The sequence below is a fragment of the Pseudoalteromonas sp. SW0106-04 genome (assembly GCF_001293805.1).
In the GTDB taxonomy this organism is placed as follows: Bacteria; Pseudomonadota; Gammaproteobacteria; order Enterobacterales; family Alteromonadaceae; genus Pseudoalteromonas; species Pseudoalteromonas ruthenica.
On record NZ_BCAI01000003.1, the window covers coordinates 27308 to 53213 of the forward strand.

Sequence of the window (25906 nt, forward strand, 5' to 3'; positions counted from 1 at the left end):
ACTACCCACTCCTTAAGCTGCTGGAGTCTGCTCGGCTAAATCGTCTAACTTCACTTGTAGTAAAGGGTTACTCTCTAAACCGCCATTGTCTGCTGCCGCTTGGTACGACGCCCGCGCTTGAGCTTTATCGCCTTGAGCTAGGTAAATATCACCCTTGAGCTCGGCAACATTGGCCTTATAGCTTTCAGGTAACTGCGTATCAAGCGTTGCGAGTGCCGCATCATAGTCTTTCTGAGCTAGTTGAATACGCGCTAAGCGCGTGGTAGCAATCGCTTGCAGTTCTGCTTTGCCAGCATTTTTTTGTGCCCACGTTAGCTTCTCAGCAGCCAGGGCTAAGTCGTCGTTATCAACCGCTTCTTTCGCTGCAACGAAAGCCGCCAGCACGGCATAGCTCGAGCCATTGTACTGCTCAATAAAGGCATCACTTTTAGCAACTACGTCACTGTCTTGTGACCCAGCACCTTCAATCACCTTGTTAAAGGCATCAGATGCTTGCTCGGCGCTGCTTAACTGGTTTTGGTTATAGGCTTTCCAGCCATATAAGCCACCTAGACCGATAACAATACCTAGGCCTAACGTAATACCATTTTCTTTGAAAAAGCGTTTAATCGCTTCTGCTTGTTGTTCTTCTGTTGAATAAATTTCCATTATTACCTCGTAGACTCAGGTCTAAATCATCTCAGCCAATAGCTGGGTAATTTCATTCAAGGAGTGAGTTGCTTGTGGTTTTTCTTCACGCAGGTATTTCACTGTCACCACTCCTTGCTCAAGTTCGTCTTCACCGAGGATCAGCGCTACTTCAGCACCGCTCTTATCGGCTCGTTTTAATTGTTTTTTAAAGTTACCACCACCGGCGTGTACTAGCACTCGTAAACCTGGCACTTGCGCACGTAACTGGGCAGCAATAACGGGGGCTTGAATACTGGCTTTGTCACCCATTGCTGCAACGTATACATCGGCATCACGGCGAATGTCGCCGACGCTATCTAATGCTTGCAACAACAACACCAAACGTTCCATACCCATGGCAAAGCCAACAGCAGGCGTCGCTTTACCACCAAGTTGCTCAACTAAGCCATCGTAACGACCGCCCGCACAAACTGTGCCTTGGGCACCCAAACTATCAGTCACCCACTCAAACACAGTGCGGTTGTAGTAATCAAGACCACGAACGAGTTTTTCGTTAACCTGATATTCGATACCCGCTGCGTCTAAACGTTCACATAAATCTGCAAAATGTGCTTTAGATTCATCATCTAAGTGCTCAGATAACTTAGGTGCGTCAGCCAGAACAGCTTGTACATCAGGGTTTTTACTATCAAGCACTCGCAGTGGGTTGGAGTGCATACGACGCTTTGAATCTTCATCGAGCTTGTCTTCGTGCTGCGCTAGGTAAGCAATAAGCGCATCACGATATTGTGCACGCGCTTCATTGGAGCCCAACGAATTAAGCTCGAGGCGCACATGCTCGCTAATACCAAATTGCTGCCAGAGCTGCGCAGTAAGCATGATCACTTCGGCATCAATATCAGCACTGGCAATACCAAACACTTCCAAACCGAACTGATGAAATTGGCGATAACGACCTTTTTGAGGGCGCTCATGGCGGAACATAGGCCCCATATACCACAGGCGCTGTTCTTGATTATACAGTAAACCATTTTGGTTCCCGGCACGCACACACACCGCGGTGCCCTCAGGACGTAAGGTGAGGCTATCACCGTTACGATCGGCAAAGGTATACATTTCCTTTTCTACGATATCAGTCACTTCGCCAATAGAGCGCTTGAAAAGATCGGTTGATTCAACGATCGGGAAGCGGATTTCTTGATAACCGAAAGAGGCCACACACTGGCGCAAGGTACCTTCCACTTTCTGCCAAACTTGTGTATCACCCGGTAGGATGTCATTCATCCCACGGACTGCTTGAATTTGTTTTGCCACTGATAATCCCAAAAATTCTGTTTAGGCGCTCAAGCGCCGATGTCAAAGCGTCGATAAATTAAGCGCGCCATTATAGCCTTTTGCGCCGCTACCACCAAGTAGCAGAGCAAGGCTTAATCAACTAATTTAACGTCGATTGGCGTTTGTTGTTCTTGTTTAGCGAGGTAATCGCGCACTTGCTCTTCAAGTTGATCGACAATGTTATCGTTATCGATACGCAGCTTTTGTCGCTGGCCGTTGATATACAGGCCTGAACGGCGATTTGCCCCGGCTAAGCCAATATCACTGACCAAGGCTTCACCCGGGCCATTGACTACGCAGCCGATCACAGAAACGGTCATCGGCTTGACCACGTCTTCGAGGCGCTCTTCAAGCTGGTTCATGGTGCCGACCACATCAAACTCTTGACGCGAACAGCTTGGGCAGGCAATAAAGTTAATACCGCGCGAACGTATACGCAACGATTTAAGGATGTCAAAGCCGACTTTAATTTCTTGCACAGGATCGGCCGCCAACGACACCCGTAAAGTATCACCAATCCCCTCGGCTAGGAGCATGCCTAAACCGACTGCTGACTTCACCGAGCCAGAACGAAAACCACCTGCTTCGGTGATCCCTAAATGCAACGGCTGATCAATTTCTTGTGCTAACAATCGGTATGCGCCGACAGCCAAAAATACATCGGAGGCTTTGACGGACACTTTAAACTGGTCGAAGTTGAGACGCTGTAAAATTTCCACATGACGCATCGCCGACTCAAGCAGAGCTTCAGGCGTTGGCTCGCCGTACTTCTCTTGTAAGTCACGCTCTAGTGAACCGCCATTAACACCGATACGAATCGGAATATTACGTTCACCAGCGGCATCGACGACTGCTCGAATTCGCTCTTCATTACCGATATTCCCGGGATTAATACGTAGGCAATCAGCGCCGTACTCAGCCACTTTAAGCGCGATACGATAGTCAAAGTGGATATCCGTAACTAGCGGAATATCCACTTGTTCTTTAATGCTTTTAAACGCCTCAGCCGCCGCCATAGTGGGCACTGAGACACGCACCAAGTCTGCGCCTGCTTGCTCAATAGCTTGAATTTGCTTGACTGTGGCATCGACGTCCATGGTGTCGGTATTGGTCATGGACTGCACCGCAATTGGCGCGCCGTCGCCAATAGGCACATCACCTACATAAATACGCGTCGATTTGCGGCGTTTGATCGGTGACTCTGAAAACATACTACTTACTCTGTTAACGGTAATGAAAATTTAGCGAGGCGGTTTTTCGGAAACTGTGAAATATCAACCGCTTCACCATTTAATTCGATATCAACAACATCGTGTTTGCCAAGCGTGACAGCAAAAGGCGCTTTGCCAATGAGTTCAAGCTCTTGCCCTGCATTTTTTATATCGTAAACTAGGCGCTTACCATCAGCATCTTCTACCGCCACCCAGCACTCACCGCTAAAACGCATATATACACGCTGCTGACCACTTTTTAAGGGCTCGCTTTGCACTGCAGTATTTGCTGTAGGTGCTACTTCAGCAGTCTCTACACGCTCTTCTGTCGCAGTGTCAGACAGTGGCTCTTGCGCGCTCAGCGTCGTCGCTGATTGCTGTGCTTCGGGAGCAGGTGTTTGTTGACTTTGTTCTTGGATTTCGCCACCTGGTTGCACTGGCTGTTGCTCAGCGCTTTCAGGCCCTTCACTGGATATTGGGTTCGAGCTCACAGTGCTGGACTCTGGGGTAGACAAACTCAGCGGGTCATCACTATTTTGCCACCACCAAATAGCGGAAGAGCCCAAGATGATAGCCAGGATAATATAGCTTACCAGCATCAAGCGGCTGTCATGGGCTTCTTTTTCAGTTCTTCGCGAAAAGCTTTGCATGGCCGCGATTTGTTCACTGTCATCTTGTGGGTCATAACCCTCAAGCAATTCTTTATGATCTAGGCCTACCACTTTGCAGTAAGCCTTCACATAGCCTTTAACAAAGATCGGCGGGCCGAGCTTTTCGAGGCGGTCATGCTCTAAATCATCAAGCTTTTGCACTGTCAGGTTCAACCTTTTCGCCATTTGTTCTTGGCTTAACCTGTGTTGCTCCCTCGCTTGTACTAAATATTTCCCTATTTCTAATGGAGCACTTTCCTCTGTTATTTCACTATTTTCGCTCATATTTAATAGTTTTGAGGATCAACTAAATACAGTTTCTCGCCGGGTACTAGGCGAGCGTCCTCATCTAGCTGATTCCATTCCATTAGTCGTTGCAGAAGAATGTTATACTGGGTGGAGATACTAAACAGCGTATCTCCTTCTTGCACAGTATGATAAATGTTCGGCTCTTTTAAGTAAATTTTACTACCACTGAGCACGTGATCTGCGCTCTTAAGGTTATTCCATTCACGCAAAGTGCTTAAGCGAATATTATAGCGTGCCGAAACACTGAATAAGGTCTCCCCTTTTTTCATTACGTGATAGGGCAGCGCCAGTGGGTCATCACTATCGACCTGTGCGCCTTGAGCGATAAACTCGCTGACCCCTTCACTGAGCTCAGTATTACTTTGCTGTACCACCACATCTTCACTTGCGGGGGCCTGTGCATCGGACGCTTGCGTACTGTCTACAGGCGTGGTGTCATCGCTCTCACTCTGTGCAGGGACATCACTCACCTGTGCCATTGCTTGTTCATCGGTGGATAAAGATGGCGGCTCGGCGCCGTCATTGCTTTCGGCCACTATATCAGATGCACTGTCAGCACCCTCGCTTTGGGTCGCTACTTCAGCATTTTGTTGCTCAGCAACCGTGTCGACTTCATCGGTGACGGCTGTGGTTGCAGGCTCATCTTGTGCAGCGGAGTCATGCTCTGGCAAATCGGCCGGTGACGTTGATTGTTCATCAATTTCGGCGCTTGCTTGCAGCGCTTCAGCAGGCTGTTGCGGTGCGCTCTGCGCGCCATCGCTATTATCATCACTCGGCTGTGCTGCAGGTTGTGCAGCTGACGGCTCTGGATTCGGGGTCGTTGTCTCGTCACTGGTATCGGTGGTCGTGACCACCGCAATGTCCTGAGACTCTGCATTAACCTGCTCGGTAGCACTTTGTTCGGTTTGAGTCGCTTCAGTATCTGAGGTTTGTGCTTTAACAGCTTCTGCGGCTGTATCCACCTCAGTATTTGCTGCTTCTACCTTGTCATTTGTGGTTGCTGCATCGTCATTTGCAACTAGGTCGCTATTTTCATGAGCACTGTCGACCATTTCTTGAGTCTGCTCGGCACTGCTGGTTGCGGCCTGTTGCTGCGCTGGTGAAGTGATGACTACCGGCGATGTAGTAGGCGTTGTCGAAGTGCTCGACTTTTTCTTCATCACCTTGATTTTTGGCTTGGCAACGATGCGGTCATCTTGCATCACCCCTTGCAACTCAGAAAGTTGGTGTTTGCGATACTGCTCTCGCAACTGTTCAAACTCACTGGCGCTATAGCGCTGCTCGCGGACAATACGCGCTTCAATCGACGACGGGTACGTCAGCTCGATGGTTTCTGCTAATTTACGCGCATCTTCCACATGACCCATACGATCTTGAATCAAATAACCAAGTAACAATGACCGCGATGAAACTCGTCCAGTGCGCTCATAACGCTGGAGCACCTGCTGTGCTTTATAAAAATCGCTTTTAGCATAGTGCACTGCAGCTAAATTAATGAGGCTGGATGCACGTAAAGAACTGTGATTCAACGCTTCTTCAAGGTAGGACTCAGCGGCATCAAATTTATCAAATTCGAGTGCGCACAAAGCTAAGTTTTCGTAGCTTTCCGCAACCCGTAAATAGCTTGGAATTTCGATTGCTGACATAAACTTGTCAACTGCGCCTTCATAATCGCCAATATCACATAAAAACACCCCATAATTATTCAAGGTGTTTGGATCATTCGGCTCGAGCTCAATTGCACGTTCGTAAGCATCTTGGGCACGCTGATGCTCACCGACTCGTTGATAGTAGTAAGCCATCGAGTAATGTACTTCAGGAAGCTCTGGTGCAAACTTAGCTGCGCGTTCGAGGTTATATTTTGCTTGTGTGCTGTTGCCCTGCGAGAGATAGTTGAGGGCTAAAGAGATGCGCGTACGCGCGGCGTCGACATTATTTATTCGTTTTTCTACTACAGGCCGGTCGCTGCCCACATAGGTGCTTTCGGTTACACACCCGCCTAAGGCGAGTAAACTGACACTGGTCACTAAAAGCTTGCGCATGGCGTCGCCTCGTTAATTCCGTTATTGCACCTATATTACCGAAAAGCCCTTTTGTTTCATCTATTTTTTAACAAAAGGGCGATATTTTCTGTTATTGAGCCACATTTATAGCGATAGCGCTCTTTTCTCGCTCTTTTCTCTTGGCCAAACGTTTGGTTCTATCAACCACATCACCCACTAGCTGACCACATGCGGCGTCGATATCATCGCCTCGGGTACGACGCACGATGGTGGTAATACCGGCCCCTTGCAGTACCTTCGAGAAGCGGTCGATACGACTGTTGCTTGAGCGCCCGTAATCATTGCCTGGGAAAGGGTTAAAAGGAATCAAATTAACCTTCGATGGCGTGCCTTTAAGTACTTTCACTAATTCATGGGCATGATCGGTGCTGTCATTGACTTCTTGCAGCATCACATACTCAATGGTGATGTCTTTATTCGCTTTTGAACCATCAATATAACGGCGACACGCCGCTAAAAACTCTTCAATAGGGTACTTTTTATTAATCGGCACTAGCTCATCACGCAATTCGTTATTCGGAGCGTGTAAGGAGATAGCCAAGGCCACGTCTATTTGCTCTTTTAACAAATCAAGCGCTGGAACCACACCTGAAGTACTCAAGGTAACGCGACGCTTCGATAAACCAAACGCCCAATCATCCATCATCAACTCCATCGCCGGAACCACGTTTTTCAAATTCAGCAGTGGCTCTCCCATGCCCATCATCACCACATTGGTGATAGGACGGCGGGTGCTGTCACCGTGCAGACCGATATCACGGGCTACACGCCATACCTGACCGATGATTTCAGAAACCTTGAGGTTACGGTTAAAGCCCTGTTGTGCAGTCGAGCAGAAAGTACATTCCAATGCACAACCCACTTGCGACGATACGCACAAGGTGGCGCGATCTTTTTCCGGGATCCAAACGGTTTCTACCTCTTGGCCACCATCGAGTAGCAAGGCATATTTGATAGTGCCATCGCTGGATGGCTGCTTTACCGAAATTTCCGGGGCGCGAATCTCACACTCAGCACTCAGTCGCGCTTTGAGTTTTTTATTGAGATTGGTCATGTCGTCGAAATTGTCGATGCCAAAATGGTAAATCCACTTCATCACCTGATCGGCGCGGAACGGCTTTTCACCAATGGATGCGAAATACTCGCGCATTCCTTGGCGATTAAAATCGAGTAAATTGATTTTTTTCTCAGTCGTGGCCATGAACAAACCTCTATCAGGTGACGGATAAAACGAAGGTGGCAAATTGTACACAATTTAACCATTATAGCAATTCCTTAGCACACTGGCTGCAGTGCCAATAAACTAAGGAATTACAAGGACAAGAAAAGGGCCCGAAAGCCCTTCCCGCGACTGTTGTCGTAGCTCGAAATTAACGAGTACGAGGACAGATTTCTTCTTCAGCGAAGAAGTAAGCGATTTCGCGAGCCGCAGACTCTGGCGCGTCAGAACCGTGTACTGCGTTTTCGTCGATGCTGTCTGCGTAGTCAGCACGTAGTGTGCCAGCAGCCGCTTCCGCAGGGTTAGTCGCACCCATGATTTCGCGGTTTTTACGGATTGCATCTTCACCTTCAAGAACTTGCACCATTACTGGGCCAGAAGTCATGAAAGAAACAAGGGCACCGAAGAAAGGACGCTCTTTGTGTTCAGCGTAGAAGCCTTCAGCTTGCTCTTGTGATAGGTGAACCATTTTTGATGCAACGATCTTAAGACCTGCAGTTTCGAAACGGTTGTAGATTGCACCGATGTGGTTTTTAGCTACCGCATCAGGCTTAACGATAGAGAAAGTGCGCTCTAAAGCCATGTTTTGCTCCAAATAACGTTAAATTTTAAGTGTTAAACTTTACCGGGCGCGAATTATACGCGCTTTAGCGTGAAAATCCTACTACATTGTTACGCCCGTGAGCTTAGTGAATAAACAAGTCAGGGCGATGACAACTCCGTTTCGGTGATGATGTACCCTGCCGCCCTACTGTGCTTAGTGCGCTGACGCAATAGCAAAAGCTGATCCATATCAAACCATCCTAGCGCCCTCACCGCTACACTGCCGAGCTATTTTTTCACTGACCTGGACTCAGTTAAGGAATCATTATGTCTGTATTTTCACCAGAGCTGCTCAGCCCTGCGGGTAGTTTAAAAAATATGCGCTACGCCTTTGCCTATGGCGCTGATGCCGTCTATGCGGGACAGCCTCGCTATAGTTTGCGCGTTCGAAACAACGAGTTTAACCTCGCTAACCTCGAGCTTGGTATAAATGAAGCCCACCAGCAAAATAAAAAACTTTATGTGGTTTCTAATATTGCGCCGCACAACGCCAAAATAAAAACCTATTTGCGCGATATAGAGCCGGTTATCGCCATGAAGCCCGATGCCCTGATCATGTCTGACCCGGGGCTTATTATGTTGGTGAGAGAAAAATGGCCTGATATGCCCATTCACTTGAGTGTTCAAGCCAACGCCGTGAATTATGCCAGCGTGCTGTTTTGGGCCAAACAGGGGGTTGAGCGGGTGATTCTATCGCGTGAGTTATCACTGCAAGAGATTGCAGAGATCCGTGAACTATGTCCTAACACCGAATTAGAAGTGTTTGTCCATGGCGCGTTATGCATGGCGTATTCCGGGCGCTGCTTACTCAGTGGCTACATCAACAAACGCGATCCCAACCAAGGTACTTGCACGAATGCCTGTCGCTGGAGCTACGATGTGCAACCGGCCACCGAAACGCCGACCGGTGATGTGGTGCATAAGGTGGACCCAACACTTGGGTTGGGTGCGCCTACCAATGAGGTATTTATGCTTGAAGAACAAGGCCGCCCGGGGGAGTATATGCCAGCATTTGAGGATGAACACGGCACCTACATCATGAACTCCAAAGACCTACGCGCCGTGCAGTATGTGGATGCGCTGACGCGTATGGGCGTTCATAGTCTTAAAATAGAGGGCCGTACTAAGTCGTTCTATTACGTTGCACGCACGGCTCAGGTGTACCGCCAAGCCATAGATGATGCCGTCGCTGGCAAGCCATTCGACGCCAACTTACTGCGCAGTCTCGAGCATCTCGCCCACCGAGGCTATACCGAGGGCTTTTTAAAACGCCATGCGCACCAAGAGTATCAAAATTATGACTATGGCCACTCTATTTCTGATTCACAGCAGTTCGTTGGTGAGGTGCTTGGTCGAACCGCAAATGGCTTGGCGGAAATAGACGTCAAAAATAAATTTTGTACCGGTCACTCATTGGAGTTAATGACACCTAAAGGCAACGTGCATTTTAACTTACAACACATGGAAAACACTAAGGGCGAGCGTATTAGTGATGCTAAAGGCTCTGGCCATCAAGTGCGTATTCCCATCCCCGAGGATATCGACCTTGAACACGCCATTTTGATGCGTAACTTAGAAAGTGGTCAAGATACACGCAACCCGTTTAAGTCGTCGTGTTCGTAAGCCATATAGCTTGATAAGGGCGCATGCTCAGGCATGTGCTCATGTCTTTATAGACAATGTCACTGAGCAAATCGCACCACGGCTGGGTGTTCACCAAGTTTAAATCTTCCAGTGACAAGGTTTGTGGCTGATTGCTAATGTTAAACAGACAAAAAATACTTTGTCGGCGGTCGGCGCTTTGCCGCCAAAAGCCGAAAATTTCTTGGCCAAGGTGCAAAGTAAACTGCGTTGCATTGGGGTGAAAGGCTTTTTGCTTCCCGCGTATCTTAAGCAAATTCAACATACCACGATGCACCTTTTGGTGATGGCTATGTGGATCGGCCAATTTGGCCTCTAAGTCATGCCAGTGCCAACGATGGCGATTAATGGCACGATTATGCTGGGTATTATTAAAACGCTCATAGTCGTTTTCGGTCCCCGTGAGCGAGTGAATATACACACCGGGAATTCCCTCCAGTGCCAACATAATGGCATGAGCACATAGAAATCGCGCCACAGCAAAGTTATCTGGCCCCTGCTGCGCTCCCTGTAAGGCATCAAACAACGCGATGTTGATTTCATAAGGCGCTAACGTACCGTCATTTTGTGTGCGCCAACTCACCTTGGCACCAAAGCGCTGCATACAGGCCACCAGAGCATTAATTTGCACGGTATCTAACAGGCCCTCTGCTGGGCGCAAGCCAATGCCGTCATGGGAGGCTATAAAGTTAAAATAGGCCGTACCATCTTGGGCAGGGGGCATGCGCATCATCCACTTTTTCAGTGCTGTGCAGTCACCGGTAGTCAAGGTGTGTAATAACAAAGGAGGTAAAGAGAAGTTATAAATGCAATGCGCTTCATTGGCATTACCAAAGTAGGAGAGGTTTTGCTCATTGGGAATATTGGTTTCAGTAATGATAATGGCCTGTGGCTGCACATGTTCTATCAAAGTGCGAAGCAGACGCACCACTTCATGTGTTTGCGGCAAATTAATGCAGGAAGTTCCGGGGACTTTCCATAAGAAGGCCACCGCATCGAGGCGAAATAAACGTACTCCGTTGTCGAGATAAAAGCGGATAATCGCCACAAACTCTCGCAACACCTGCGGGTTAGCAAAATCAAAGTCCACTTGATCATGACTAAAAGTGCACCACACATGTTGCTCACCCGCTGCCGTACGCACCTTGTTGAGTAGCTCAGATGTGCGTGGACGCACCACGTCGTCTAGATTGTCACTGACATTGGCCGTTTTAAAATAACCCTTTCCGGGGGCAACGTTAGCAATAAAGTTACTAAACCACAGGCTCTTACTGGAACAATGATTGATCACTAAATCGGCCATCAGCCGGTAATCTTTGCTGATATCGTTAATATGCTGCCAACTGCCAAGGGCCTCATTGACTTGCACGTAATTCATCACCGCAAACCCCTCGTCTGACGAGTAAGGGTAAAATGGCAAAATATGCACCGAGTTAATGGCGCCTTCGGTGTAGGTATCGAGAAATTGTTTCAGTGTATACAAAGGCGGTTCAGTGGGCAGTGTATGGGGTTCATGAGCCTGAGTTTTATTCACCGAGTCGCCATAACAAATCAACACCGCATCCCGTTCATCCCAGCGACTTTTATGGGGGGTGGGCTGGCGAACCACATCACCTTGAAGCATCAGTTCAAGCAATTGTGCCGCGAGCTCCTGACATTGCGCATCATCAAGAATACCGGCGTAAATGATCGCTAAATGGTGGGTGACACGTTGCTCAAACTGGCGCTGGCGAGAAGTCATACTACCCCGCCTTGCGTATGTGTGCGCTGAACTGCTGATTATCAAGCTCAACCGCTTCACGTAATCGGGCAAACACGTCAGGCATTGCCGACACTACGCGGTTCCAGCTGGGCACGAAAGGCGCTTCCATCGGGTGCTCTAAAAAATGTTGCCCGGCATGCATAATATTTTGCGCGAACATTTCCACCGCCTTTTCTTCTTGGTGAATATCGAGGCTTAAACCATTCATAAGCGCATCATTATGATAGGTTTCGACAAAATCCAAGGCAATGCGGTAGTAAGTTGCTTTCAGTGAGCGAATGGTTTCGGTAGTAAAGGTTTCCCCTTGGGTGGCAAGCTTGCGAAATAACGCTTTGGTAATATCCACCGACATTTTTGATAGCCCAGCGTTTCTATCTTCCAAGGAAAGATCTTGGTGTTTGTGGTCATAGGTTTGGGCAATATCGACTTGGCATAAACGGTTATGAGCGTAGTTGCGGTACATCTCCGAAAGCACACCAATCTCTAAGCCCCAATCACTGGGGATACGAATATCATTGAGCACATCGCGGCGAAACGAAAATTCCCCCGCTAAGGGGTAGCGAAATGAGTCCATGTACTCGAGGTAATCGGTACTACCTAAAACCGTTTTGAATGAGCGCAGCAGTGGCGTCACCAATAAACGCGAGACTCGGCCATTGATTTTTCCTGCCGCAGTACGGGCATAAAAGCCCTTACAGAACTCATAGTTAAAGCGTGGGTGGGCCACAGGGTAGATAAGCCGAGCCAACAGTGCACGGTCATAGGTGAGAATGTCGCAATCATGCAAAGCGATAGATTCAACTTTTGATGCAGCAAGAGTATAGCCCATGCAATACCACACATTACGCCCCTTCCCTAACTCCTTAGGGGCCACACCAAGGGCCTGTAGCTCACTATCCAATGCACGTAAACGCGGGCCATCATTCCATAGTACCCGGTGTTTTTGCGGCAATTTGTCGAAGAATGTCAGCGCATGACGGTACTGTTGCTCGTCTGCTCGGTCCAGGCCTATGATGATTTCATCGAGATAAGGCACTTGCTGCAGGTGATTCACTATGTTTCCTAACGCGGGGCCTTCGAGTTCGGAAAAAAGCGATGGCAGAATAAGACCCATGGGCCGTTCTCGGGCAAATTGCACCAACTCTTCTTCAAGTTCAGCGACCGAACGCTGAGAAATATTGTGGAGTGTTGTGACAATGCCATTTTGATGAAAATCAGCCATGGTTACGCACCTCATCTGCTGCTAGTTGCTCTTTGATCAGCGCTAAACTACTGAGCGTTTCCTGCCAACCTCGCGGCCCGGCATGAACACTGAATAACGCGCTGCGTTTTTTTAAAATTGGGGCTGTGTTTTCGCTGTTCGCAATAACTATCGCAGTGTCAGCCGCCTCTAGCATTGCCACATCATTATGGCTGTCGCCCAGGGCGATGCTGTGCAGTGGGCAACTATATTGCGGTGCCAGCATTTGCATCACATAGTGCAGCGCTTTGCCCTTGTTCACTCCCAAACTCAGGTGCACAAAGCGCCCACCGCGCAACACTTCACATCCTAATTTCTGCGCCGCCAGCGTGAATTGGTGTAACACCTTGTCACTACCTTGCCAGTAAAACGGATCGCTGTAATGGCGTGTTTGCGCTTGTGTTAATGCCTCGCCAGTGAGGCCAGTTAAGGCACTTAAGCGCTTAGACGATAATTGACTAAAAGAACGAAAGCTGTCGCCGAATTGTTCTGCCAAAGCAGAAATGCACTGTTGTAAGGTCCCTAAAGGCGGGGCAAAGGGCATGATCCAGTAGTTATCGCACTGCTGAGCAGCTTTAGGTGGTGTAATAAAGTGCCCTTTGGGCACATACAGAGCGGCGCCATTTTCGCAAATAAAGGGCAAGTCTAGGTGTAAAGCCTGGCACAGCGCATGGATTTCCGCCGCTGTTTTACTGGAATTAACGACCACTGGCACCTGCGCCTGACTCAAAGCATTGAGTAAGGGCTTCGCCTCATCACACTGATAGCTGTGATGATCTAATAAAGTGCCATCCAAATCGGTAAAGACCACCGGAAATGCCGACCCCTGAGTGGCTAGCTTATTATCGCATTGGTAAATGTGTCGTGTGTTATCAAGGTGATAAACTACATCACAGTGCGCGGGTAAGTGAGCTAAACAATGGCGGGTTAAGCGCTCAAAATAGCTAATAAAGGATTTGACTCCTTGCTCGTCGAGAGTGTGCTCACTGGCTCCATGGCGGGCAATAAGCTGCTGCTCTTGCTGCCAGCGCCACGCTTGCACAGTATCAAAGCTGGGCGCTTTCAACATGATGCGAATATCGGCAGCGTTGAAAACCCCTTGATACTCATTGGCCAAACGGGAATTCACACAACGCCGCCAGCGGCCATCTGGATCTTGGTTCTGCTCTAAACTATTAACCGCGACGTTAAGCTCACACGGGCTTTGTGGCTGCGCACCAACACACCAGCCTTCAAGAATAAACACATCGATGGGGCGCTCAAAATAAGGCCAATTCACTAACGGCTCGCGGTCATCGGTGGCTTTATTGAATCGCGGCACTCGGATACCACGAGCTCCGTCTTGAATTCGTGCGATCACTTTATTGAGCAGTGCAATATCATGAGTGCCCGGCACACCTCGGGTGGCAAAGAGCGGGTGCACTGACTGCGCTAACTGTTCACGTACCGCTCTTGGGAAGTAGAAATCATCTATAGAGCACGCGCAGGTATGCAAAGCAAAGCGCTGTTGTAATGCTTGCGCCAAGAACGCTGCTAAGGTGCTTTTACCCGACCCTTGTGCACCATTTATGGTGATAAACAACGCCTGTCCAGGTTGCTTACTATTTGCTAACTGCTGCGCCAGCGGCATGAAGTGGTGCTGAATTTGCAATTTATAACTCGACTGCAACTGTTGCGCTGATATAAATTTTTCAATATCCATGCCGTGCTCACACCAGGTTCGATTGTAACTATGAAGGTAATCTGCAGGACTTAGGCCAAATTGTAAAAGACGGCCTTTTCATAAGGTTAGTAAATAAGCGAAGAGTAAGCGCACCAAAAAAGTGCAAAAAGGAGGGATTATGCGCTGCTATTGCACTTTGTTTTAGATCAAGCAAAGTAGTAAAACGATAACTAAAAGGCTGTGCTTGAACCACGTTTTTTGTACTATCGCGTCCGCGCTGAAACAAGGGGAGTCGTGATGGCTTTATTAATCAACGATAAGTGTATTAACTGCGATATGTGTGAGCCCGAGTGCCCTAATGGCGCTATTTTTATGGGCGAAGAAATCTATCAAATCGAGGCGAGTAAATGCACTGAGTGTGTTGGTCACTATGATCAACCAACCTGCGTGCAAGTATGCCCTATTGATTGCATAAAACCAGATCCTGCACACAAAGAGAGTGTGGAGCAGCTTGCCGATAAGTATGTACGCTTAACCGAACAAACTGCCCACTACGGCAACACATAAATTACGACCGAGGCGCAGATGTATTGCTTTTCTCTGCGGTATTCACATCATCATCAAGTGCTTGCTCTAGCAAATTAGAGACACTCGCTCGCAGTGCTTCACGTTGCGCTTGTACAAAGTTTTCAAGTGCTTGCTCAGCCGCTTGTTTAACGGCTAATTCCACCTCTTCGGCTAGACTGGCTGCTTGAGTAGAAAAGCTCAATGTCATTACAGTAGTGATAAGTGCGATACGTGCGAATTTCATAGTTGTATTCCTTTTTCAGTTTAATTAAAGCATCTTTTGATGCGCTTACTGTAGGAATATCAAGGTCCGTGCCAAAAATTTAAATACTTAATTATCAATGACTTAATTATTTAACACGCGTTTTATTCGCAGCAAAGCTGTCCGTCTGTGGACACATATGCGTCCGCAATCGGACACTTTCGTTGTATCAGCTTGCTTATCACCGCAACCAAAAACAGCCATTGCTCGATAAACTCAGCCCAACAGGCTCAGTATCAAGCTCTCGAGGTTAAAGAGGGGTTAAGCGCCAACTATCCCCAATGGAGTGGCGCTTTTCCAGGCACCACGAGTAAAATCAGGAATACTCAAGGACTCACTGCGATTAGCCACCGACTGCGCAGATAAAGGAGAGATCACTGACCACGCGGCGCCATCGTATACATCTTGATCCAATGGCTCACCATTGCGCAGACAGTAGATCATGCGCCAAAACATCAAGAAATCCATACCACCATGGCCACCATTATGCTCTGCTTGCGCACCCATTTTTTGCCATAAGGGATGATCGTATTTGTCATACCATGGCTGCATATCGTACTCCCACTCATGGAAGCTTTTATCGCCTCCTTGCTCCAGAGCGATGCGATTAGGGAAGCCGGCAAACACGCCGTTGGTTCCTTGGATAAGATTATGACGACTATAAGGGCGAGGAGTGGTGGTATCGTGCTGAACCATAATACTGCGCCCTTTAACGGTTTTTATCAGCGTGGTATTCATATCGCCAGCTATGAATTCCATTTGATTACGCGAGTGTTCGGGGGGAAATTCGCGCTGTGCATACGCAGCACGTCCTAATGCTGGGGAACTCATAGAGGTGAGGTAATCGAAACGGTCGCCACGATTGATATTCATGTATTGCGACACCGGACCTAAACCATGTGTTGGATACAAGTTACCATTACGTTTGGTGTGCCATGCAGTACGCCAAGAGCCGGTCTTATGGGTGATTTCTTTCATTTGCCAACGCAGCTCATGAATGTACGCAGCTTCACCATGGAGTAAGTCGCCAAATACGCCCTGGCGCACCATATTTAACACCATAAGCTCATCGCGACCGTAATTGACATTTTCCATCATCATACAGTTCATTTGCGTGCGCTCAGCGGTATCTACCAGCTCCCACATTTCTTCTACAGTCAACGCCAGTGGCACTTCAACAAACGCGTGCTTACCGCTTATCATGGTATCGATAGCCATCGGCGCATGCCATTGCCAGGGCGTAGAAATAATAACAATATCAATGTCATCGCGTGCGAGCATATCGCGATAAGCATAGTCACTATCGCCGTAGGCAGTGGGCTTGGGTTGACCGTTATTAACAACGAACTGGACGCTGCGCTCCAGCACTTCTTGGTGGGTATCGCAGATGGCTTTGATTTCGGTGCCTGCAATGGCACTCATACGCTTTACATGGCCGTAGCCTCGTTGACCTACGCCGATAAAGCCGACCCGAACAACCTCCATTTTAGGTGCCACCAAACCGATCACTGAGCTGCCTTGGCGTGCAGGCGTCACTGCTCGTTGTGAACTGGCACAGCCAGCCAAAGAGGCGGTTGCCGCCCCAGCGGCAACCGCGCCTGCGGCCTTAATGAAATCGCGTCGATTAAACTGCTTCATAATCTATTCCTTGGTAAATGCGTCACTAGCACGCTATCGCAAAGCGCTTGGCTAGGCAAAAGGAACAGGATGAATAACGCGCTGGTTGGAGCTGTCGTCAGCTGAGATAACGCGACGACAGCAAAAAGCTAAGCGTGATCGATCAGTGTTTTCAGAGTGTCGGTGTTATTGATGAGATCGCGGTACAAGGCAAACTGATTGTTTGCTCTGTCCAAATTATGCTCGGGGTACTTAGTGGCAAAGTACTTATCGCCATTAATATAATCAGTTAAAAAGCGTACACCAATCATAAATGGCATCACTTGCGCACCGAGCCAAAAACTGCGTTTTTCCTGTACCGTGATTAGCCCTTTTAATGGCTCAATATAACCCTCAACAATAGCGGCAAATATATCTTTACGCACCCGCACATTACTAAGCTCGGTACTGTCTTCGGGTTCAGGCGAGCAAAAGGTACGGACCATATCACCGAAATCAAATAACCAATAACCTGGCATACAAGTATCTAGGTCAATGACCGCCTTGGCCTGATCGGTTTTGTTGCTAAAGAGCATGTTATTTATCTTGGTGTCGTTATGACATGGACGCACTGGAACACAGGTCACAAGTTCTGCCAATTGGTGCACAAGATGGGTTTGCTGTTGGCAAAAGGCTAATTGCTCACTCACCTTTGCTACACGCCCTTGGCTATCCGCTTGCACCGCTTGCTCGAGCATGTCCAAGCGCATTGCTAAGTTATGAAAGTCCTGAATCACCGGATAAAGCTGCTCGGCGTCGAAATCCTCAAGCGCTGCTGCAAATTGACCGAACGCATTAGCCGCGACCTTCGCTTGGCTTGGTGAGCGCACCACTTCCTCGCTGTAACTACCACCAATAAACTCCAATGCACGCCATTTCTCACCGTTGATATCGAGTAGGTAGCGCTGATCTGTAGTGGCTACATGTTTAATAATATCAAGTTGGTATTGTTGTTTACGATGCTTTTTAAGCAAGTGCTGTTCGATTTTACGGGCATTCGCGACCAGCTTATCTGGCTTAGGAAACACATCGGTATTGAGGCGTTGTACCACGACCGCGCCGTGAGCATGTTTCAATAACATGGTGGTATTAATGTGGCCATTGCCAATGGGATTTAAACTAAGCTGGGTCGGCTCAAAGCCGAACTGGTGCGCCAATAACTGCGCATGAGAGTCTGTATTCATAGGTTCAATCTTGAGTGCCGCTTCGCTCATTGCTTAATCCCTTGAGCTGTTTTATTTTTTTTGCGATTACAGCGAGTTCATCTTTATAAGTCATGCCGAGCCAGGGCTGTGTGGCAGGGTAAACATCAACGGTCGCCAAATGATGGTCAATGCAATATTGTATTTGATCGGGAAGATAATACTCTTTTTTGACACCGTTGTCAGTGCGCGCCAAAAAGCGCTCGAAATTATCCGCTAACACATCAAATAATGCTCGCCCTACACCCCAAAAGGTCATTGACGCGAGCGCTCCTGAATCAATTTGTAACCTTTCACCCATATCATTATAGCCAACAAGCTCGTCATCAACGTTTTGAATATTAAGCACTTCATCAACACGTTGAAGTTGATTATGGCTGTTAAGCTGACAGATCCCCCGATTCACGCCGCCCTGCTCACTACAGGTACTCACCACCGGGTAAGCAACACAGGCCCAGTGCTCACTGTGCTCAAAGTGTGCCACCACTTGCTGATAGGCGTGCTCACCATAATAGTCATCGGCGGTGATCACGATGGCTTTATCCCTCACCTTGTCTCTCGCACATAGCAAAGCATGGCCAGTTCCCCAAGGCTTATTGCGCTCATGTACTAAGTGAGCATAAGCCGCTGGTACATCACTGATATGTTGCTCGACCAAGTCAACACGCATGTCCTTTGGTAATTGCGGTAATATATGCTCGCACAGCGTCGCCCGTACTTGTTGGTTAATGACCAATACTACATGGCGCACCCCCGCCCTATAAGCGTCTTCAATACTCAATTGCATTATAGTCTTTTGCAAACCCGGCAATACCGCCACCTGCTTGGCGCCACCAAAACGACTCCCTAAGCCGCCAGCAAGAATAACTAAACTTAGCGTTGCTGCACTCATACTCGTCCAATTACTACGACAAAAGGTAGAGTGTACAGATAACTGAGGGAGTTGAGCAAATAGTTGGGAGGGAATCCAGATGAGACGCGTTTGCACGCGCCCCCACTTAAGCTGTTAATCAAGGTTGAGACACAAATACTTCTCTTCGAGGTACTCTTCTAACCCTTGGTGTCCCCCTTCACGGCCAAGACCAGACTGTTTCACCCCGCCAAAGGGGGCCACTGGATTAGAAATGAGTCCTTCATTGATACCTACCATGCCATATTCAAGCGTCTCTGCGACCCGGTGTATCTGGGCTACATCTTGACTGTAAAAATAAGCCGCTAAGCCGTAGGGAGTGTCATTGGCCTGTTGTAGTGCCTGTTGCTCATCTTTAAAAGTGGCAACCGTGAGCACTGGGCCAAAAATTTCCTCACGACTGATACGCATCTCACTGGTGACATTACTCAATAACACTGGCGCCACAAAATTTCCTTCAAGACTTTGGCGCTCGCCCACTAGGGTCGCGCCTTCTTGCAGCGCCGAGTCGATAAGCTCATTCACTTTCGTTTTGGCTTGTGGGTAAATAAGCGGGCCAATATCAACGCCCTCTTCGGTGCCTGGCCCCACCTTTAATTTGGCCACTCGCTGCTGTAACTTGGCGAGCAACTTGTCGGCAATGCGCTCGTCAGCTAAAACACGGTTAACGCACACGCAGGTCTGCCCAGCATTGCGAAACTTACTGGCAATGATGCCATCAGCCGCCTTATCTAAGTCGGCACTGGCGAACACCAATAAAGGCGCGTTGCCCCCCAGCTCCATAGAGGTGCGCTTAATGGTATTCGCGCATTGTTTTAGCAGCTGGCTGCCGACCTGGGTTGAGCCAGTAAAGGTGAATTTACGCACCGTTTCGCTGGCCGTAAGCTGCTCCCCAACCGCTTTAGCATCATCACTAAGCAGAACATTAAAGGCGCCCCGAGGGAACCCCGCTTGATGCGCCAAGTGAGCCAGAGCTAACGCACACAATGGTGTGTGTTCTGAGGGTTTAAGCACAAAGCTACAGCCCGCCGCATAAGCAGGTGCAACCTTACGAGTGATCATGGCAATGGGAAAGTTCCACGGGGTAATGCCAGCAACTACACCAACGCCTTGCTTAATCACACTAATGCGATGTTCAGGCTTGCTAGCTGGAATAATTTCACCATAGCTACGCTTGGCTTGCTCAGCAAACCATTTTACGAACCCGGCACCATACGCGACTTCACCTTGCGATTCGGCTAACGGCTTACCCTGCTCCAGCGTCATCAGCTCAGCAAGGCTGTGTTGATGCTTCATAATCAACTCATACCAACGGTAGAGTACTTCGCTGCGCTGCTCAGCAGTGGTTGTTTTGAGACCTTTAAAAGCACGTTGTGCACTCGTTATTGCCTGCTCTACCTGAGAAGGGCTCACCCTTGAGGCACGCACTATCTCGCTCCCATCGGCGGGGTTAGTTACGGCAAACTCCCCCTCTCCTTTTAGCCATTGCCCATCAATAAATGAGTGTTGAAATATCCAAGCTGAATCCATAACGCGCCTCCAAAACAAAAAAGCCGCTGAAGATAAATTACAGCGGCTTTTTGCATAAATTAAGTTCGAACCAAATTAATGCTCTTCATTAACAATGTTGAGGTTGTATTTGGGAATTTCAACCACTAAGTCCTCGTCATGAATTTTGGCTTGGCACCCAAGGCGTGATTCGGCCTCAAGTCCCCAGGCTTTATCAAGCATGTCATCTTCAAGTTCATCACTTTCTTCTAAAGAATCAAACCCTTCGCGGATCACCACGTGACATGTAGTGCAGGCACAAGATTTTTCGCAAGCATGGGGAATACTGATGCCATTTTTCAGTGCCACATCAAGGACTGTTTCGCCCTCTTTTGCCTCTAAAGCCGCGCCATCGGGGCACAATTCATCATGGGGTAAAAAGATAATTTGTGGCATTGCTTATACCTCGTCTACTGACTGGCCCGTAAGAGCCTTTTTAATGGATGCATCCATACGGCGCGCAGCGAACTCGCTGCTGGCCGCATCAACTTTCTCTATTGCTTGTTTAATTTGCTGTGGCTCATCGGCCTGACTGCTAATTTCCGTGAGCTCCGCCATGGCTGCTCGCAGCGCATTCAACTCTTGCTCATCAAGCAAGTGACTGTCGGTTGCCAATGAAGCTTCTAGTGCCTCAACAACCCGTAGCGCCTCTACTTGCTGCTCTTTAAGCATCCGCGCTTGCATGTCCTCTTTAGCGTTGCTCATTGACGATGTCAGCATCTCGGCAACCTGATCATCAGATAGACCATAAGAAGGTTTTACCTGAATCTCTGCTTGCACACCGGTGGATTTTTCCATCGCCGTCACACTGAGTAGGCCATCAGCATCAACATTAAAGGTAACCCGAATGTGCGCTGCACCAGCGGCCATTGGCGGGATCCCCTTTAAGCTAAATTTCGCCAGAGAACGACAATCGTCAACTAGCTCTCGTTCGCCCTGTAAAACATGCAACGACATGGCTGTTTGCCCATCTTTAAAAGTGGTGAACTCTTGCGCCCGTGCAACCGGAATTGTGGTATTGCGGGGAATGATTTTCTCCACCAAGCCACCCATGGTTTCTAACCCTAAAGACAGCGGCAACACATCAAGCAATAACATATCAGAGTCAGGCTTATTACCGACTAAAATATCAGCTTGAATCGCGGCGCCGACGGCAACAACACGATCTGGGTCAATGCTGGTTAATGGCTGTTTGGCAAAAAACTCGGCCACTTGCTCACGCACTACCGGCATTCGAGTCGAGCCACCGACCATCACCACTTCGAGCACTTCTTCGTTGCTGATTTGGGCATCTTTTAACGCCCGGCGACAGCTGCGTAAGGTTTTCTTAACCAGCGGCTGTGCCAGCTCGGCAAACTGTTCGCGGGTCACGGTAACGGTGTGTGATTGACCATCAAATTCCAATACCACATTCACTTTGCCATAGCTTGTCAGTGCTTCCTTACAGGCTTTGGCTTTATTGATAAATAACCGTAAGGTATTGGCCGTTAATTGCGCAACGCCGGTCTGCTGCTTAAAGTAATCCACCAGCAAAGAATCAAAGTCATCGCCGCCCAGAGCTGAATCGCCACCAGTTGCCAGCACTTCAAACACGCCTTTGTTTAAGCGCAAAATAGAGATATCGAAGGTACCGCCACCGAGATCATAAACGGCAATCACCCCTTCTTGGCCCGAATCTAAACCGTATGCCACCGCTGCTGCGGTTGGTTCATTCAGTAAGCGCAACACTTTTAGCCCTGCTAATTGGGCCGCATCTTTGGTGCTTTGGCGCTGGGCATCATCAAAATAGGCAGGCACGGTGATCACCGCCCCGGTGATGTCCTCACCGCCGAAGCTTTGCTCGGCGCGGTTACGCAATGCTTTGAGAATCTCACTGGAAGCTTGTACTGGGCTGATATCGCCTTGACGAGTGTGAATGTGCAGGCTGTTATTGGTATCAGTGAACTGATACGGCAACTGGCCATAACTGGCTTCGATTTCCTCTTGGGTCTTACCTAAAAAGCGCTTAACCGAGATCAGCGTATTATGAGGGTCATCTGCAGCGTGCTGCTGCGCGTCAGTGCCGACGACCACGTCTTGCTCTAAATAACGCACAACAGAGGGTAAAATAGCCTCACCTTGCTCATTAGCTAAGGTTTTTGCCTCACCGCTTTGCACCGTGGCAACAAGCGAGTTGGTGGTGCCTAAATCAATTCCCACAGCGAGTTTGTGTTCATGTGGTGCCGCGCTTTGCCCCGGCTCAGCGATTTGCAATAATGCCATGTAATCTAAAAAACCTTTTCGTTTAATGCGCTAGTCAAATAACTCATCTTCAATGCGTTCTAGTTCGTCTCGTAACTTGTAGACAAACTTCAGTTTGCGCACGTCATCTGCAGCCTTGTGCCATTGTGCTGAATCGTCGCTCGCTAACAGCGTCGCGAGTTCATTGCTGTATTGCTTATCTAAGGCAGCAATGTGCTTTTCAAACTCAGCGATGGCCGTATCCGGGTCGCTGGCTGATTGCAATTCTTCAAGCTCTTCACGCAGCTCCATTTGCTGCATCAAAAATTCAGGGTCTTGCAGCGTCTGTTGTTCACCGCGTAGGTCCACTCCAAGCTCAGCCAGCATATATTCTGCGCGCTTTACTGGGTGCTTAAGCGTTTGCAACGCGTCATTGATTTCCGCTGTTTTTTGCACGGCGACGAGTTTATCTCGCTCACTGCCACCACTGTGTCTGTCTGGGTGAGCAGCACGTTGCAATTCTAAATAGCGCTCATTAATTAAGGTTAAATCAACCGTAAAGCTGACTGGAATAGAAAATAGTTCAAAATAACGCATTGGTTAAACCCTATAATGAAAAGCCCTACATTGGGTAGGGCTTAAAAACGTGCGATGCACACCGCTTAGGCGTACTCACTGCTGGTTATTAAACAGTGAAGCTCTCGCCGCAGCCACATTCACCACTTTGGTTCGGGTTATTAAACTTAAACCCTTCATTCAACCCTTCTTTGGTGAAGTCCAATTCAGTGCCATCAATATACACCAGGCTTTTTGCATCAATGATCAGGGTTACGCCCTTGTCTTCGAAGGTTTGATCTCCTTCGCTGAGCTCGTCGACAAACTCTAGCACATAGGCAAGCCCCGAACAGCCGGTGGTTTTGATCCCCACACGCAAACCTATGCCCTTGCCACGGTTTGCGAGGAAGGATTTAACTCGGTCTGCTGCTGAGTCTGTTAAGGTGATTGCCATATACTGCCGCCTTATTTGTCTTGCTTGCTCTTGTAATCTTTGATTGCTGCTTGGATTGCATCTTCCGCTAGGATTGAACAGTGAATTTTCACTGGTGGTAACTCTAGCTCTGCACTGATATCGGTATTTTTGATAGTTGCCGCTTCATCTAAGGTTTTACCTTTCACCCATTCGGTGACCAGCGATGATGATGCGATTGCACTACCACAGCCATAGGTTTTGAACTTAGCGTCTTCAATGACACCTGTATCAGATACCTTGATTTGCAGCTTCATAACGTCACCACACGCAGGTGCACCGACCATACCGGTTGCAACGCTGGGATCGTTTTTGTCTAGAACGCCCACGTTACGTGGGTTTTCAACATGATCAATTACTTTATCACTGTATGCCATAACTTTTACCTCGCTACCTTGTCATTCGCCAAGGCTTAATGATGTGCCCATTCTACCGATTCTAAATCAATCCCTTCTTGGTGCATCTCCCACAATGGAGACATTTCACGCAAGCGGCCAATGGACTCTTTAATAAGTTTTACGGTGTAATCGATTTCCTCTTCAGTGGTGAAACGACCAATACTGAAGCGAATCGAGCTGTGTGCTAGCTCATCGTTACGACCTAGTGCACGCAGCACGTAAGACGGCTCCAAGCTTGCTGATGTACAGGCTGAGCCAGAAGATACGGCAATGTCTTTCACTGCCATCAACAGCGACTCACCCTCAACAAAGTTGAAGCTAATGTTGGTAATACCAGGAACAGACTGCTCCGGTGCACCGTTAAAATATACTTCGTCCATGTCATTCATAATGCCGTCAATTAAACGCTGACGTAGGGCACTGATGTGTGCATGGTCTTTATCAAAATCCTGTTTGGCATAGCGGAATGCCGCGCCCATGCCAACGATTTGATGCGTTGCCAGCGTGCCCGAGCGCATACCCCGCTCATGACCACCACCGTGCATTTGTGCTTCTAAACGCGCACGTGGCTTACGGCGTACATATAATGCACCAATGCCTTTAGGGCCATATACTTTGTGGCCAGAAAATGACATGAAGTCGACTTTCAATTCTTGTAAGTCAATTTTCACCTTACCGGCGCTTTGAGCGGCGTCGACATGGAACATAATTTTACGTTCGCGACACATCTCACCGATGGTGGCGATGTCTTGAATCACACCTAATTCGTTATTTACGTGCATCACGCTCACCAAAATGGTGTCGTCACGCATTGCTGCTTCCAGCTTTTTCAAATCAAGTAGGCCGTTTTCTTCAACGTCCATATAAGTCACTTCGAAGCCCTGCCGCTCAAGCTCACGACAGGTATCGATCACCGCTTTGTGCTCGGTACGCACGGTAATCACGTGCTTACCTTTTTTCTTATAAAAGTTAGCGGCGCCTTTAATAGCTAGGTTATTCGATTCAGTCGCACCTGAAGTAAATACAATTTCACGGGCATCGGCGTTGATTAAATCGGCAATGTCGTGACGCGCCTGATCGACCGCTTCTTCCGCTTGCCAACCGAAGCGGTGTGAACGCGATGCGGGGTTACCAAAATTACCTTCCATTGTCAGGCATTGCATCATTTCTTCGGCAACGCGCGGGTCCACCGGCGTTGTTGCTGCATAATCTAAATAAATCGGTAACTTCATTACTTTCTCCGCTTACGGCAACCTAGTTGCTTACAGTTGACAGCTGACTTGAATATTTTCTAACTTGCTAATGGCATCGTTAAGCTGTTTATCTTGGCGATCGGCCACTTCTTTAATGTCAGATTTGCTGACTAACTCAGATAAACTAATACCATGTAAAAACTCTTCTATGCGCTGACTTAAGTCAGACCACAAAGTGTGGGTCAAACAGCGCATGCCGCTTTGACACCCACCATCAGCGCCATGACAACGAGTGGCATCCACCGACTCATTAACCGCACTGATAACATCGCCGACCGAAATAGCACCGGCTTCTTTACCTAGTAAATAACCGCCGCCTGGACCGCGCACTGAGGTCACTAACCCTTGCTTACGTAGGCGAGCGAATAATTGTTCAAGATAAGATAATGAGATTTCCTGCCGCTGTGAAATATCGGCAAGGGGAACGGGCCCTGCATCGGTGTGCAGCGCAACATCGAGCATCGCGGTAACCGCATATCTGCCTTTGGATGTTAACTTCATATCGCCCCCATACTCTTCAAGAGTGTGAATTTTAAT

At 48.4% G+C, this 25906-nt stretch carries 24 protein-coding genes; 2 read left to right on the plus strand and 22 right to left on the minus strand.

Translation table 11 applies throughout. The features are described 5' to 3' along the window. Positions 1-12 precede the first annotated feature (12 nt). The 7 genes from W04_RS04795 to ndk form a co-directional block, all read right to left on the minus strand. Positions 13-648, minus strand: a complete 636-nt coding sequence (locus W04_RS04795; RefSeq protein ID WP_022944278.1) for a tetratricopeptide repeat protein — start codon at positions 646-648, stop codon at positions 13-15. A gap of 21 nt (positions 649-669) precedes the next feature. Then, a complete protein-coding gene (hisS, locus tag W04_RS04800; RefSeq protein ID WP_053910022.1) occupies positions 670-1944 on the minus strand; it encodes a histidine--tRNA ligase in 1275 nt (424 codons plus the stop codon). 113 nt (positions 1945-2057) lie between these two features. Further along, entirely contained in the window at positions 2058-3176 is a 1119-nt protein-coding gene (gene ispG, locus W04_RS04805) for a flavodoxin-dependent (E)-4-hydroxy-3-methylbut-2-enyl-diphosphate synthase (protein WP_022944280.1), read from the minus strand. Between the two features lie 5 nt (positions 3177-3181). Next, positions 3182-4111 (minus strand): RodZ domain-containing protein, encoded by a 930-nt coding sequence (locus W04_RS04810; RefSeq protein ID WP_053910023.1) that lies wholly within the window; start codon positions 4109-4111, stop codon positions 3182-3184. Positions 4112-4113: 2 nt separating this feature from the next. Next, on the minus strand, positions 4114-6177 hold the full coding sequence (pilW, locus tag W04_RS04815) for a type IV pilus biogenesis/stability protein PilW (protein WP_053910024.1): 2064 nt from the start codon (positions 6175-6177) through the stop codon (positions 4114-4116). Between the two features lie 91 nt (positions 6178-6268). Beyond that, on the minus strand, positions 6269-7399 hold the full coding sequence (locus W04_RS04820) for a bifunctional tRNA (adenosine(37)-C2)-methyltransferase TrmG/ribosomal RNA large subunit methyltransferase RlmN (protein WP_022943790.1): 1131 nt from the start codon (positions 7397-7399) through the stop codon (positions 6269-6271). A 169-nt stretch (positions 7400-7568) separates the two neighbouring features. Further along, positions 7569-8000 (minus strand): nucleoside-diphosphate kinase, encoded by a 432-nt coding sequence (ndk, locus tag W04_RS04825; RefSeq protein ID WP_053910025.1) that lies wholly within the window; start codon positions 7998-8000, stop codon positions 7569-7571. 287 nt (positions 8001-8287) lie between these two features. Between ndk and yegQ the strand changes: the two genes are divergently transcribed. Beyond that, positions 8288-9643, plus strand: coding sequence for a tRNA 5-hydroxyuridine modification protein YegQ (yegQ, locus tag W04_RS04830; RefSeq protein WP_022943788.1), 1356 nt, complete (start codon positions 8288-8290; stop codon positions 9641-9643). Here the strand turns inward: yegQ and W04_RS04835 are convergent. From W04_RS04835 to W04_RS04845, 3 genes are read right to left on the minus strand one after another with little or no spacing between them, the layout of a single operon-like run. Beyond that, the gene (locus W04_RS04835; protein WP_053910026.1) at positions 9624-11402 is read right to left on the minus strand and encodes a sugar phosphorylase; all 1779 of its coding nucleotides are present in this window, start codon (positions 11400-11402) and stop codon (positions 9624-9626) included. The genes yegQ and W04_RS04835 overlap by 20 nt on opposite strands. A 1-nt stretch (position 11403) precedes the next feature. After that, positions 11404-12645 carry a glycosyl transferase gene (locus W04_RS04840; RefSeq protein WP_053910027.1) on the minus strand — a complete coding sequence of 414 codons (1242 nt, stop codon included), beginning with the start codon at positions 12643-12645 and terminating at the stop codon, positions 11404-11406. After that, a complete protein-coding gene (locus W04_RS04845; RefSeq protein ID WP_053910028.1) occupies positions 12638-14365 on the minus strand; it encodes an HAD-IIB family hydrolase in 1728 nt (575 codons plus the stop codon). The genes W04_RS04840 and W04_RS04845 overlap by 8 nt, the downstream gene beginning before the upstream one ends. A gap of 258 nt (positions 14366-14623) precedes the next feature. Between W04_RS04845 and W04_RS04850 the strand changes: the two genes are divergently transcribed. Beyond that, positions 14624-14893 carry a YfhL family 4Fe-4S dicluster ferredoxin gene (locus W04_RS04850; protein WP_045979700.1) on the plus strand — a complete coding sequence of 90 codons (270 nt, stop codon included), beginning with the start codon at positions 14624-14626 and terminating at the stop codon, positions 14891-14893. Between the two features lies 1 nt (position 14894). On the opposite strand, the gene W04_RS04855 is transcribed toward W04_RS04850, so the two are convergent. The 12 genes from W04_RS04855 to iscR all read right to left on the minus strand — a co-directional run bounded on the left by W04_RS04855 (position 14895) and on the right by iscR (position 25870). After that, positions 14895-15137, minus strand: a complete 243-nt coding sequence (locus W04_RS04855) for a hypothetical protein (protein WP_045979701.1) — start codon at positions 15135-15137, stop codon at positions 14895-14897. Positions 15138-15416: 279 nt separating this feature from the next. Continuing rightward, positions 15417-16793 (minus strand): Gfo/Idh/MocA family protein, encoded by a 1377-nt coding sequence (locus W04_RS04860; RefSeq protein ID WP_053910029.1) that lies wholly within the window; start codon positions 16791-16793, stop codon positions 15417-15419. Between the two features lie 128 nt (positions 16794-16921). Then, entirely contained in the window at positions 16922-17995 is a 1074-nt protein-coding gene (locus W04_RS04865; RefSeq protein WP_053910215.1) for a phosphotransferase enzyme family protein, read from the minus strand. 4 nt (positions 17996-17999) lie between these two features. Continuing rightward, positions 18000-18905, minus strand: a complete 906-nt coding sequence (locus W04_RS04870) for a sugar phosphate nucleotidyltransferase (RefSeq protein ID WP_053910030.1) — start codon at positions 18903-18905, stop codon at positions 18000-18002. 114 nt (positions 18906-19019) lie between these two features. After that, a complete protein-coding gene (locus W04_RS04875) occupies positions 19020-20453 on the minus strand; it encodes an NAD-dependent succinate-semialdehyde dehydrogenase (RefSeq protein WP_053910031.1) in 1434 nt (477 codons plus the stop codon). Positions 20454-20528: 75 nt separating this feature from the next. Beyond that, entirely contained in the window at positions 20529-20867 is a 339-nt protein-coding gene (fdx, locus tag W04_RS04880; protein WP_022943778.1) for an ISC system 2Fe-2S type ferredoxin, read from the minus strand. Between the two features lie 3 nt (positions 20868-20870). Further along, positions 20871-22733: a Fe-S protein assembly chaperone HscA gene (gene hscA, locus W04_RS04885; RefSeq protein WP_053910032.1), complete on the minus strand. Its 1863-nt coding sequence runs from the start codon at positions 22731-22733 to the stop codon at positions 20871-20873. Positions 22734-22763: 30 nt separating this feature from the next. After that, complete coding sequence (gene hscB, locus W04_RS04890; protein ID WP_045980589.1) at positions 22764-23288, minus strand: co-chaperone HscB; 525 nt, start codon at positions 23286-23288, stop codon at positions 22764-22766. Between the two features lie 88 nt (positions 23289-23376). Then, a complete protein-coding gene (gene iscA / locus W04_RS04895; protein WP_022943775.1) occupies positions 23377-23700 on the minus strand; it encodes an iron-sulfur cluster assembly protein IscA in 324 nt (107 codons plus the stop codon). Positions 23701-23711: 11 nt separating this feature from the next. Further along, a complete protein-coding gene (gene iscU / locus W04_RS04900) occupies positions 23712-24095 on the minus strand; it encodes a Fe-S cluster assembly scaffold IscU (protein ID WP_022943774.1) in 384 nt (127 codons plus the stop codon). Positions 24096-24130: 35 nt separating this feature from the next. Continuing rightward, positions 24131-25348, minus strand: coding sequence for an IscS subfamily cysteine desulfurase (locus W04_RS04905; RefSeq protein WP_045980587.1), 1218 nt, complete (start codon positions 25346-25348; stop codon positions 24131-24133). A 30-nt stretch (positions 25349-25378) separates the two neighbouring features. Beyond that, positions 25379-25870, minus strand: a complete 492-nt coding sequence (iscR, locus tag W04_RS04910) for a Fe-S cluster assembly transcriptional regulator IscR (RefSeq protein ID WP_022945495.1) — start codon at positions 25868-25870, stop codon at positions 25379-25381. Positions 25871-25906 lie beyond the last annotated feature (36 nt).

Coding starts and splice junctions, on each gene's coding strand:
- iscA (WP_022943775.1), bottom strand. CDS start 23,700: ATGGCAATCACCTTAACAGACTCAGCAGCAGACCGAGTTAAATCCTTC.
- W04_RS04810 (WP_053910023.1), bottom strand. CDS start 4,111: ATGAGCGAAAATAGTGAAATAACAGAGGAAAGTGCTCCATTAGAAATA.
- W04_RS04840 (WP_053910027.1), bottom strand. CDS start 12,645: ATGGCTGATTTTCATCAAAATGGCATTGTCACAACACTCCACAATATT.
- W04_RS04850 (WP_045979700.1), top strand. CDS start 14,624: ATGGCTTTATTAATCAACGATAAGTGTATTAACTGCGATATGTGTGAG.
- yegQ (WP_022943788.1), top strand. CDS start 8,288: ATGTCTGTATTTTCACCAGAGCTGCTCAGCCCTGCGGGTAGTTTAAAA.
- iscU (WP_022943774.1), bottom strand. CDS start 24,095: ATGGCATACAGTGATAAAGTAATTGATCATGTTGAAAACCCACGTAAC.
- ndk (WP_053910025.1), bottom strand. CDS start 8,000: ATGGCTTTAGAGCGCACTTTCTCTATCGTTAAGCCTGATGCGGTAGCT.
- W04_RS04865 (WP_053910215.1), bottom strand. CDS start 17,995: ATGAATACAGACTCTCATGCGCAGTTATTGGCGCACCAGTTCGGCTTT.
- W04_RS04795 (WP_022944278.1), bottom strand. CDS start 648: ATGGAAATTTATTCAACAGAAGAACAACAAGCAGAAGCGATTAAACGC.
- W04_RS04905 (WP_045980587.1), bottom strand. CDS start 25,348: ATGAAGTTACCGATTTATTTAGATTATGCAGCAACAACGCCGGTGGAC.
- W04_RS04855 (WP_045979701.1), bottom strand. CDS start 15,137: ATGAAATTCGCACGTATCGCACTTATCACTACTGTAATGACATTGAGC.
- iscR (WP_022945495.1), bottom strand. CDS start 25,870: ATGAAGTTAACATCCAAAGGCAGATATGCGGTTACCGCGATGCTCGAT.
- W04_RS04835 (WP_053910026.1), bottom strand. CDS start 11,402: ATGACTTCTCGCCAGCGCCAGTTTGAGCAACGTGTCACCCACCATTTA.
- hscB (WP_045980589.1), bottom strand. CDS start 23,288: ATGCGTTATTTTGAACTATTTTCTATTCCAGTCAGCTTTACGGTTGAT.
- fdx (WP_022943778.1), bottom strand. CDS start 20,867: ATGCCACAAATTATCTTTTTACCCCATGATGAATTGTGCCCCGATGGC.
- W04_RS04875 (WP_053910031.1), bottom strand. CDS start 20,453: ATGGATTCAGCTTGGATATTTCAACACTCATTTATTGATGGGCAATGG.
- ispG (WP_022944280.1), bottom strand. CDS start 3,176: ATGTTTTCAGAGTCACCGATCAAACGCCGCAAATCGACGCGTATTTAT.
- W04_RS04870 (WP_053910030.1), bottom strand. CDS start 18,905: ATGAGTGCAGCAACGCTAAGTTTAGTTATTCTTGCTGGCGGCTTAGGG.
- pilW (WP_053910024.1), bottom strand. CDS start 6,177: ATGCGCAAGCTTTTAGTGACCAGTGTCAGTTTACTCGCCTTAGGCGGG.
- W04_RS04845 (WP_053910028.1), bottom strand. CDS start 14,365: ATGGATATTGAAAAATTTATATCAGCGCAACAGTTGCAGTCGAGTTAT.
- W04_RS04820 (WP_022943790.1), bottom strand. CDS start 7,399: ATGGCCACGACTGAGAAAAAAATCAATTTACTCGATTTTAATCGCCAA.
- W04_RS04860 (WP_053910029.1), bottom strand. CDS start 16,793: ATGAAGCAGTTTAATCGACGCGATTTCATTAAGGCCGCAGGCGCGGTT.
- hscA (WP_053910032.1), bottom strand. CDS start 22,733: ATGGCATTATTGCAAATCGCTGAGCCGGGGCAAAGCGCGGCACCACAT.